The organism is Herbaspirillum sp. VT-16-41 (assembly GCF_001994935.1).
Lineage (GTDB): Bacteria > Pseudomonadota > Gammaproteobacteria > Burkholderiales > Burkholderiaceae_D > Herbaspirillum > Herbaspirillum frisingense.
Window position 1 is genome coordinate 1 of record NZ_MUXB01000141.1, and the last position, 10042, is coordinate 10042.

Annotated in this window: 9 protein-coding genes and 1 tRNA gene; 9 read left to right on the forward strand and 1 reads right to left on the reverse strand. The window is 63.9% G+C overall.

Features of this window, described 5'->3' with window-relative positions:
- Positions 1 to 159: 159 nt before the first annotated feature.
- A tRNA-Leu gene (locus tag BTM36_RS23155) sits at positions 160 to 244 on the reverse strand.
- A gap of 378 nt (positions 245 to 622) precedes the next feature.
- On the opposite strand from BTM36_RS23155, the gene BTM36_RS23160 reads away from it, so the two are divergent.
- The 9 genes from BTM36_RS23160 (at position 623) to BTM36_RS23200 (ending at position 9895) form a co-directional block, all read left to right on the forward strand.
- Positions 623 to 1765 (forward strand): porin, encoded by a 1143-nt coding sequence (locus tag BTM36_RS23160; RefSeq protein ID WP_168189828.1) that lies wholly within the window; start codon positions 623 to 625, stop codon positions 1763 to 1765.
- A gap of 23 nt (positions 1766 to 1788) precedes the next feature.
- Positions 1789 to 3102 carry an ABC transporter substrate-binding protein gene (locus BTM36_RS23165; RefSeq protein WP_077238131.1) on the forward strand — a complete coding sequence of 438 codons (1314 nt, stop codon included), beginning with the start codon at positions 1789 to 1791 and terminating at the stop codon, positions 3100 to 3102.
- A 98-nt stretch (positions 3103 to 3200) separates the two neighbouring features.
- Positions 3201 to 4076 carry a carbohydrate ABC transporter permease gene (locus BTM36_RS23170; protein ID WP_077238132.1) on the forward strand — a complete coding sequence of 292 codons (876 nt, stop codon included), beginning with the start codon at positions 3201 to 3203 and terminating at the stop codon, positions 4074 to 4076.
- Complete coding sequence (locus BTM36_RS23175) at positions 4077 to 4919, forward strand: carbohydrate ABC transporter permease (RefSeq protein WP_077238133.1); 843 nt, start codon at positions 4077 to 4079, stop codon at positions 4917 to 4919.
- A 46-nt stretch (positions 4920 to 4965) separates the two neighbouring features.
- A complete protein-coding gene (locus BTM36_RS23180; RefSeq protein WP_006463327.1) occupies positions 4966 to 6024 on the forward strand; it encodes an ABC transporter ATP-binding protein in 1059 nt (352 codons plus the stop codon).
- 57 nt (positions 6025 to 6081) lie between these two features.
- Positions 6082 to 7221, forward strand: a complete 1140-nt coding sequence (locus BTM36_RS23185) for a hypothetical protein (protein ID WP_077238134.1) — start codon at positions 6082 to 6084, stop codon at positions 7219 to 7221.
- A gap of 31 nt (positions 7222 to 7252) precedes the next feature.
- Positions 7253 to 8074 (forward strand): HpcH/HpaI aldolase/citrate lyase family protein, encoded by an 822-nt coding sequence (locus BTM36_RS23190; protein ID WP_077238135.1) that lies wholly within the window; start codon positions 7253 to 7255, stop codon positions 8072 to 8074.
- A complete protein-coding gene (locus tag BTM36_RS23195) occupies positions 8064 to 8831 on the forward strand; it encodes an alpha/beta fold hydrolase (RefSeq protein ID WP_168189829.1) in 768 nt (255 codons plus the stop codon). Before BTM36_RS23190 ends, BTM36_RS23195 begins: the two co-directional genes overlap by 11 nt.
- Positions 8828 to 9895, forward strand: coding sequence for a LacI family DNA-binding transcriptional regulator (locus BTM36_RS23200; protein WP_077238137.1), 1068 nt, complete (start codon positions 8828 to 8830; stop codon positions 9893 to 9895). The genes BTM36_RS23195 and BTM36_RS23200 overlap by 4 nt, the downstream gene beginning before the upstream one ends.
- Positions 9896 to 10042 lie beyond the last annotated feature (147 nt).

Here is a 10042-nt window from a genome sequence, read left to right on the forward strand (position 1 = left end):
TTTTGCTGCGCACTGAGGCACTCGGTCACGTCCCGCGACCCCGTCTGGCCTTGCAAGGCCAGACCTTCTCGTCCCTCCCGCAAAGCGCGCAGGCGCTTTGCTCGTGTGCCCCAAAACACAAAAGGCCGACTGACTTGCGTCAATCGACCTCTTTTGTTTTGGTGCCCACGGAGGGACTCGAACCCCCACACCTCGCGGCACATGGACCTGAACCATGCGCGTCTACCAATTCCGCCACGTGGGCCTTTTCGCAGCAGCAATCAATCCGCCGTGCTTGAAAGAGGCTGCATTCTAATGGCATTTTTCTTCGCCGTCACTACCTAATTTCAATTTTTTATCCCTGCTGTTTCCACCCGGCGCAGGTTGCACTGCTGCGACTGCGTGCGCGTCGTCCAAGCCTTCAACACCCCCCCCTTCAGCCGGATGCGATTCCGGCGAGACGCCCACCTGCCCACGCCCATTTCCCTACCGGATTTTCAGGCAGAGGTTCTTGCGCAGCCTCAATCCTTCACTAAATAGTTTACACAAGGCAATTCTTTGGCTATATTGCATACGTATGCAAAACAGCTCAAGCAGCTTTGCATACTCCCTCTCAAAACCACAACATCAACAGGAGACCACCTTGAGGATCCATGCTGCTCTCGGCATGGCTGCGCTTTCGCTCGGCCATTTCGCTACTTTCGTCCAGCCCGTCCAGGCCCATGAAACGTCCAATATCGTCATCTATGGCCTGGTCGATTCCGGGCTGAGCTACTACAGCAACAGCGTCGCGCTCAATGGCGGCCAGATTGCAGCATCCGGTTCGGCGCTGCGGCTGGATAACGGCATCGCGGCCGGCAATCGTGTCGGCTTCTCCGGCAGCGAAGACCTGGGCGGCGGCATGTCGGCCGTCTTCAAGCTGGAAAACGGCTTCGACGCTGCCAAGGGCAGCATGGGGCAGGGCGGTCTGCTGTTCGGACGCCAGTCCTACGTGGGACTGAACACGGCCGCCGGCTTGTGGGCCATCGGACGCCAGTACGACTTCATGTTCGATTACCTCAACCTGATGGGGTATACCAACGCCGGTCACAACAACATCGGCGCCAGCGGACAGGGCCTGGATGGCATGAGTGCCATCGCTGCGACGGCACAGCTGGGCAATCACACCTACGGCGCGCGGGTCAACAATGCGCTCAAGTTTTCCAGCAACAGCTTTTCGGGTTTCCGTTTCGGGGCCTTGCTGGGATTGGGTGAGCAGGCCGGTTCGCAGTCGCGCGGCAGCACCGCGCAGGCAGGCCTGAACTATGGACAGGGCAACTTCCTGATCGGCGCGGTGGCGGGCGTCTCCAGCGTGCCGGGCAGCGACAGCCAGTACGCCACCAAGCGGCTGGCCGGCGCGGGGGCCAAGCTGACGCTGGACAAGCTGGCCCTCTACGGTTCCTACACCCAGGTGCATTTCGACGGTCTGGTCAGTTACGCGGCACGCGGGGTCAGCTGGAAGGGCGCGCGGGTGGACACGCTCGATATCGGCGCTGATTACCAGTTCACGCCGGTGGTCAATGGCGGTCTGTCCTGGCAGCACCAGACCCGCAACAGCGATCTGGGTGCGGCCGATCAGGTCACCGCTTCGCTTTCCTATTCGCTGTCCAAGCGCACTTCGCTCTATTCCACCGTGGCTTACCAGCATGATCGCGCCTTCGGTGCATTGAACGTGTTCGGCGCCGGCACACCGTCGTCCAATGGGGTGCAGGTGGTCTCGCGCGTGGCCATGCGCACGGCCTTCTGAATGGCCCAGGGGAGGAGTCGAACATGAAACAAGATCGTCGAGGTTTCCTGCTGTCGTCCGCAGCCATGCTGGGGGCAGGTGCAAGTGGCAGCCTGCCGCTGCTGGCGCGGGCCCAACCGCAAGCGAACGGGGTGACGCCGGGCAAGCCCTTCAAGGGTGTCGAGCTGAATGTGCTGACCGTGGTGGCGCCGCAGTTCCGCGCTCACGAGGCACGCCTGGCGGCCTTCGAGGAGTTGACCGGCATCCGCGTCAAGTACCAGTACGTGCCCTTCACCAGCATCCGCGACAAGCTCACCGCCGAGATGGTGGCCGAGAACGGCGACTACGACGTGGTCTCCGTCATGGATGTCTGGGCGCCTTCGCTGAAGAACCTGCTGCATCCGCTCAACGACGGCATTCGCCACAAGGGCATCGACATGACGCGCTATCCCGATGCCTACCTGCGCGCCAGCCGCAACGAGTCCGGCTATATCGGCCTGCCCATTCGCGGTCACGTGCAATTGCTGTTCTATCGCAAGGATGTGCTGGCCGATCTCAAGCTGCCCGTCCCCAAGACCTGGGCCGAGGTAGTGAAGGTATCGCAGACTATCCAGGCCGGTGCCGGCATGCCGGGCATTGCCATGTACTACGGGAAGAACGCGGGACAGAACCTGATGGTCTGGTTCGATTTCCTGTGGGGACGCGGGGGTGAACTGCTGGATGCGCGCAACCAGCCCGCCTTCCATTCGCCGGCCGGCATCGCGGCCACCCAGGATTACCTGGACCTGATGTTGAAGCACAAGGTCACGCCGGCTGGTTCGGTCAGCTTCAACGAGACTGATGCCGTCAATTCCATGGCCCAGGGCAAGTGCGCCATGTTGCCCACTTGGTGGTGGCGTTACCAGGGGCTGACGGATGCCAAGTCCTCCACGCTGTCGCCGGAGAAGGTGGGCTTTGCGCCCATGCCGGGCTACCCCGGCGTGGCCACGCCGTCCCACACCAACCTGTGGCTCTACGGTATCGACCGCCATTCGAAGAAGAAAGCGGCAGCCATGGAATTCCTGGCCTGGCTGACCCAGCCTGCCATCGAGAAGTCCCTGTTGCTGGACCCGGCCCAGCACGAGATCGTCAGCGTGCAGAATGCCAACCTGGCCGACCCCGCCGTCAATGCGCTCTCGCAGGGCATGCACAAGATGGCCGGCGAGGTCTTGAAGAACGCCCGCGTACTGCCGCTCATCCCGCAGTGGCCGGTGATCTCCGACATCCTCGATACGGCGATCTCGAAGATGGCGCTGGGCACCGTCCCGGTCAAGGAGGGACTTGACGACGCTGCCAGAAAGGTCCGCAAGCTGGTCTGACCCAGTCTGACCTGGCCTGCCTGTCCTCCACCCGGAGGGCAGGCAGCCCTGCCGTGGCGGCCAGGCCGGCCGTCCCAACCTGATTCCAACCCCGTTCCATGAAAAACAATCGTCTGGCGTACTTGCTGATGCTGCCGGCGCTGCTGGTCATCGCCGTCACTACCGTATTCCCCTTGCTGTATTCCCTGGCGCTGTCGTTCCGCAGCTGGAAGCTGTCGTATTCGTCGGCGCCCGGACCCTTCGTCGGCCTGGACAACTATGCCGAGCTGCTGGCCGGTGATTCCGAGTTCGTCGCCTCCATTGCGACCACGCTGTCCTTCGTCGGTATCGACGTGCTGGCGACCTGCCTCATTGCGCTGGCTTGCGCCTTGCTGTTGCGTCGCGCCGGCCGGGTGACCTCGGTGGCGCGGGCGCTGCTGATGCTGCCCTTCGTGATGAGCCCGGCGCTGATCGGCATTTCATTGCGCTTCTTCCTCAACCCGGAATACGGCGTCATCGCCGCATCGCTGGGCAAGCTCTTTCCCGGACTGGCCAGCCTGATCTGGCTGGCGCATCCGGCCTGGGCCATGGTGGCGCTGGTGATCAGCGATGTCTGGCACTGGGCGCCCTACATGACGCTGATCCTGCTGGGTGGCCTGGCTTCGGTCCCCAAGGAGACCGAGGAAGCGGCCGCCGTCGATGGCGCCTCGCCCCTGCGCATCTTCGTCGATATCACGCTGCCGCAGCTCAAGCCGGTGGTGGCGGTGGTGATCCTGTTGAAGACCGTGTTCGCACTCAAGGCCTTCGACGCCGTCTTCGCCCTCACCGATGGCGGGCCGGGCAATGCCACCACCACGCTCGCCTACCTGGTCTACCAGATCGGCTTCAAGTACTACGACATGGGCTATGCGGCGGCAGCCGGCTATGTCCTCACGGCGGTGATGCTGGTGCTGGCCGGCTTCTACATGCGCCTCGCTTTCAAGAAAGGAATCTGAATGAGCAAGCCCTGCAACCCCGGCGTCATGACATCGCGGCTGGCGCGGATCGGCGGCTTGATCGGCGTCTACGCCATCATCGGCTGCATCCTGCTGCCCATCCTCTGGATCGTGCTGACGTCCTTCAAGACCCCGCGCGATGTCTACACCCTGCAGCTCTGGTTTACCCCCACCTGGGACAATTTCAGGACCGTCTTCGCCGCCCCCTGGCATCTCGGCGACAAGCTCGCCAACAGTCTCTGGGTGGCGCTGGGGACGGTGCTGGTGGCGATCCCGCTGGCGGTGGCGGCGGCCTATGCGTTCTCGCGCTTCCGTTTCCCCGGCCGGCAGGCGCTGTTCGTGGGCATCGTAGCCTCGCAGTTCATCCCGGCGGCCATCGTGGTGCTGCCTTACTTCCTGATGTTCAAGCAGCTGGGGCTGCTCGACACCCGCAGCGCATTGGTGATCGTCAACCTCTCCATCGTGTTGCCGTATTCGATCTGGATGATCAAGGGCTTCATCGATGCCGTCCCGGTGGATATCGAAGAGTCCGCCATGATCGACGGCGCATCGCTGGGTCGCATCATCGCCACCATCGTCGTTCCCACGGCGCTGCCGGGCATCATCACCTCGGCCGTCTTCAGCTTCACGCTGACCTGGAACGAGTTCATCTTCGCCCTCATTACCTCCAAGCAGAACGCAGTCACCTTGCCCATCGCCCTGGTGGCGCTCAGGACCGAACGCGGCGACCTGTGGGAGCTGATGGCGGCGGCCGGCATGATCATCGCGCTGCCCATGTTCCTGCTGTCGATGACGGTGCAAAAACAATTCATCAAGAGCCTGACCCAGGGTTCGGTGCGATAGCGCACCCCCTATCAGTCCACCCAATATCAAGAATGGAGAAGACAGAATGACCACGCTGCGCCTGCAAGGCATAGACAAGAAATGGGACGGCTTCCATGCCGTCAAGAATCTCGATCTGCAGATCGAGGACCGCGAATTCCTGGTCCTCCTGGGGCCGTCCGGATGCGGCAAGACCACCACCATGCGCATGATCGCCGGGCTGGAAGAGCCGACCTCCGGTGACCTGTATTTCGACGCACAACGCGTCAACGGCATCGCGCCGCGCCTGCGTGACGTGTCCATGGTGTTCCAGAACTACGGGCTCTACCCGCACATGACGGTACGCGACAACATCGCCTATCCGCTCAAGCTGCGCCGCCAGCCGGCGGCCGAGATCGAAGCCGCCGTGCAGCGCGCCGCCGGTCGGGTGGAATTGCAGCACCTGCTGCAGCGCCGGCCGGCTGAACTCAGCGGTGGCCAGCGCCAGCGCGTGGCCCTGGCACGTTCCATTGTGCGCAAGCCACGCGTGTTCCTGATGGACGAGCCCTTGTCCAACCTCGATGCCAAGTTGCGCGGCACCATGCGCGCCGAGCTGCGCCACCTGGCGCGGGAGCTGGAGGTGACCACCGTCTATGTCACCCACGACCAGGTCGAGGCCATGACCCTGGCCACGCGGGTGGCCATCATGAAGGAGGGCGTGCTGCAGCAGATCGATACGCCCGAAAACATCTACAACCGTCCCGCCAACGCCTTCGTGGCCGGCTTTATCGGCTCGCCGGCGATGAACCTGTTGCACGGCGACGGCGACCAGGACCGCTTCCTGGTCGGCGGTGGCCATGTGGTGGCGGTGCAGCCGCCGCGCGCGGGCAAGCTGATCCTGGGCGTGCGCCCCGAGGACGTGCAACTGGCCAGGGAACCCGGCACAGCCAACCTGCTGGGCGAGGTCTATGCCTTCGAACTGCTGGGCGACAACACCCTGGTGACGGTCAAGCTGGAGGGCCAGTATTTCGTGGCCAAGCTGGAAAAGGGCGAACGCGTGAAGGAAGGCGACCCCATCGCCTTCTGCATCCGCCCGGAACGCCTCTACTGGTTCGACGCGGAAAGCGGCGACCGCATCGATCAATGAGGCAAGACCACAGACACAGGATCACAGACACGTGACCAAAGACACAGGAACAATGAGATGAGCATCTATCTGACCCAAGAACAAGCCGAGGCACGCCATATCCGGAAGACACAATACGTCTCCTGCGACGAAGCCTTCCTGGATTGCCGCCTGCCGGGCTCCATGCCCAAGGAAAACTATTCCATCATCGGCCCCGGCGTGACGCAAAGCGCCAGCCAGGTGGTGAACCTGAAGGAGCCGCACGGTTTCAACATCGGCGCGGCCGCCATGCCTCACGGTGTGACCAACAACCTGCACATCCACTTCACCAGCGAAGTATTCATCTGCACCCGTGGCGAGTGGTTGCTGCGCTGGGGGCCGCAAGGAGAAGAGGGTGAGTATGTGCTCAAGGCCGGCGATATCGTCTGCCTGCCGACCTGGATCTTCCGCGGCTTCACCAACGTCGGGCCGGATGACGGCTGGCTGTTTTCCTGCCTGGGCGGGGACGACACCGGCGGGGTCATCTGGAGCCCGGACATCATGGGCCAGGCCAACGAGACCGGCCTCTATCTGGCCGAAGACAACCAGCTCATCGACCGCCGCGCCGGCCAGACCCTGCCCCCAGGGTTGAAGTGGATGGCGCCGTTCCCGGCGGAGGAAGTGGCGCGCCTGCGCAAGGTCTCGCCGCAGGAAATGCGAGGCCGTGTCACCACCGCCGAGGACCGCGCCTTCAGCAGTCACGCGCTGCTTGATGCCTGCCTGCCCGGCCATGCCAGCCAGCTGGCGCCGGTGATCGGCTATGGCATCACCCAGGACCGCAACCAGCGCCCCCGGGTGCAGGACCCGCAGGGCTTCTCCATCGAATGGATGCGCTTGCCACCCGGGCAGGAGGCCGGTCCCTTCCTGATCAGCCAGAAGATGGTGGTCATCTGCATCCGGGGCAGTGTGCGCGTGGCCTTCAATGAGGATGTCTCCAGCGTGGTGGAGCTACAGGAGCAGGACACCCTGTCTATCCCGGGCGAAGCCTGGCGCTGCTTTGCCAATGCCTCCGGCAGCGATGTCGAACTCTTGCTCATCTGCGCCGGTGACGAGCGCAAGCGCCCGCGCTTTGGCGAAACCATCCAGGTGGCCGTCGGCGCCCGTGGCGTGGCGCTGGATGCCAGCGACTACCTGTGCCGCACCGAACTGATGCCCAGCACCAGTCACTGGCTCAAGTGATGTCCCTTATCCCGATATGAAAGGAAACCGCATGCGCCCCAACGACTTGAGGAGCAAATCGGAGAAAGGCCTGCCACTGATCAACGCCTGGCTCTCCATTCCCAGCGCCTATGCCGCCGAGGTGGTGGCAGCCCAGGGCTTTGATTCGGTCACGGTCGATCTGCAGCACGGCATGATGGACTTCGCGCAGGCGGTCGCCATGCTGCAGGCCATCAGCACCACCCAAGCGGTGCCCCTGGTGCGCAGTAGCAGCGCCGAGCCCAGCCACCTGATGCGCCTGCTGGACGCCGGTGCCTACGGCATCATCTGCCCGCAGGTCGACACGCCGGAGATCGCGCGCCAGTTCGTGGCGGCGTGCCGTTACCCGCCCATGGGCAATCGTTCCTTCGGGCCGGCCCGGGGTCTGCTGTATGGCGGCCCCGATTATTTCGACCACGCCAATCACACCGTGCTGACGCTGGCCATGATCGAATCGGTGGAGGGCATGCGCAACATGGAAAGCATCATGGAGACCGATGGGCTCGATGGCATCTATGTCGGCCCCAATGACCTCGCGCTGTCACTGGGCGAGCGACCGGGCGCTAGCTTCGCGCCGCGGGTGGAGGAGGCCATCGCTGTCATCCTGGAAGCGGCACGCAAACGCAATCTGATGACCGGCATCTTCTGCGCCGATGGCGACAGCGCGCAGGCGCGGCTGCAGCAGGGCTTCTCACTGGTCACCCCGGGCAATGACGTGGGTAGCCTGGGTAGCGAATTGCGACGGCGTCTGGAACGCAGTCGCGGTGGACGCAGTCTCTCCGGGTATGCTCTCCAGCCGGCTGCGCGGGAGGGCGGAGGAGCCGGTGGCTATTGAAGCAAGGCACGGCGGCGCGGCGGATGCCTTGCCGCTGGTGCTGCTGCCCGGCACGCTGTGCGACAGCCGCATCTGGCTCGCGCATGTGGCTGCGCTGTCACGACAGCGCGAGGTCATCGTGCCGCAGATCGGGCTGGAAGTCAGCTTGAGCGGCGAAGCCAGCCGTTTGCTGGCAATGCTGCCCCGGCGTTTCGCGCTCGGCGGTTTTTCGCTGGGTGCGATCCTGGCCTTCGAACTGGTGCGCCAGGCCAGGCAGCGGGTGGCAGGCCTGTGCATCGTGTCGTCCACCGCCCGTGCCGATGCGCCGCGCAACCTGACGCTGCGACGCCTGCAGCTGGAACGCTTCGAGGCTGGCGATGTGCAGGCACTGATGGAGCAGGAGATGTTGCCCGGCTACTTTCATCCGGGTGCTGATGCCGAGAGTCGGCAGCGCTGGAACGAACTGGTGCTGGCCATGGCGCGGCAGACGCCGGCGGCGGTCTTCCGCAACCAGGTCCGCTATGCCATCAGCCGGCCCGATTCCACGTCCACCCTGGCTGCCATGCAGGTGCCGGTACAGGTGCAGTGCGGCCAGAACGACCAGCTCTGCCCGCCGCCGCGGCAGGCCGAAATGGTGTTCGTGCGCAGTGGATGTTCGCTGGTCAGGGTCCCGGATTGCGGTCACTTTCTCCCCATCGAGGCAGAGCGTTCCAGTATCATCTCGATGGAAAAATGGCTGGATTGCGTACGCAACGGGATACCTGAACAGGCGGCATGAACAACGAAGCAAAGAAGATCGACAGCGCGGCCGACGGCGGCAAGAAGCCCGACATCGCCCGCGCCGCGCCCACCTCCAAGGACGTGGCCAGGCTGGCGGGGGTCTCGCAGTCGGCTGTCTCGCGGGTGTTCACGCCGGGCGCATCGGTCTCGGACGCCACGCGCCAGCGGGTCCAGGCCGCGGCCCGTCAACTGGGCTACAAGCCCAATGCCTTTGCGCGCGGCCTGATCACCCGTCACTCGCGCCTGATCGGCCTGGTCTTCCCGCAGCAGGCCACGCCGATCTATTCACTGGCGCTGGCGGAGTTTTGCCAGCGACTGCACCAGGCCGGCTACCAGACCCTGATCGTCACGGCCGAGAATTTCAGCAATGCCGATGAAGCCGTGCGCACCTTCTTCGATTACCAGATCGAAGGCCTGGTGGTGGCCTCCGCGACCTTGTCCTCCAGCCTCGCGCGCGAGTGTGCGGAGCAGGGGCTGCCGGTGATCCAGTTCGCCCGCCGCGAACGCGATCCCAGCATCAGCGCGGTGCTGAGCGACAACCAGCATGGCGGCAAGCTGGCCGCCAGCACGCTGGTCGCCGCCGGTTGCACCTCGCTGGCCTACATCGCCGGCAACCCGGGTACCTCCACCAATGAAGAACGCTTCCGAGGATTTGCCGCCCATCTGAAGAAAACGCAGGGGCAGGTGCCGCTGGTGATCGACGCCGCATTTTCCTACCAGGACGGCTGCGCCGCCGCGCATCGTCTGATGCAGGAAGCACCGCGCACCGATGGCGTCTTCTGCGCCAGCGACATGATTGCCCTGGGCTTCATGGATACCTTGCGCAGCGTCTATCGGGTGCGCATTCCTGAAGATATCTCGGTCATCGGATTCGACGACGCGCCTGAAGCAAGCTGGGCGTCCTATCAACTGACCACCGTCCGCCAGGACATTCCGCGACTGGTGCAGGAAACCTGCGACCTGTTGATGGCGCAGATGGAGCAGGGTGGTGGTGCACCGGTGATTCGCGAGCTTGCGGTGGAACTGGTGATGCGGGGGACGGTGAGGGCGGGCAGGGCGTAGAGGGAATTGGCGAGGGCGCAGGCGCTTTGCTCGCCTGCCCAAAGAAAGCCCCAAAACGCAAAAGGCTGGTCGATTTTCATCGACCAGCCTTTTATGTTTTGCTGCGCACTGAGGCACTCGGTCACGTCCCGCGACCCCGTCTGGCCT

What these genes read in the sequence shown, in the direction of transcription:
- BTM36_RS23165 (WP_077238131.1), top strand. Translation starts at nt 1,789, where the DNA reads ATGAAACAAGATCGTCGAGGTTTCCTGCTGTCGTCCGCAGCCATGCTG.
- BTM36_RS23170 (WP_077238132.1), top strand. Translation starts at nt 3,201, where the DNA reads ATGAAAAACAATCGTCTGGCGTACTTGCTGATGCTGCCGGCGCTGCTG.
- BTM36_RS23175 (WP_077238133.1), top strand. Translation starts at nt 4,077, where the DNA reads ATGAGCAAGCCCTGCAACCCCGGCGTCATGACATCGCGGCTGGCGCGG.
- BTM36_RS23180 (WP_006463327.1), top strand. Translation starts at nt 4,966, where the DNA reads ATGACCACGCTGCGCCTGCAAGGCATAGACAAGAAATGGGACGGCTTC.
- BTM36_RS23185 (WP_077238134.1), top strand. Translation starts at nt 6,082, where the DNA reads ATGAGCATCTATCTGACCCAAGAACAAGCCGAGGCACGCCATATCCGG.
- BTM36_RS23190 (WP_077238135.1), top strand. Translation starts at nt 7,253, where the DNA reads ATGCGCCCCAACGACTTGAGGAGCAAATCGGAGAAAGGCCTGCCACTG.
- BTM36_RS23200 (WP_077238137.1), top strand. Translation starts at nt 8,828, where the DNA reads ATGAACAACGAAGCAAAGAAGATCGACAGCGCGGCCGACGGCGGCAAG.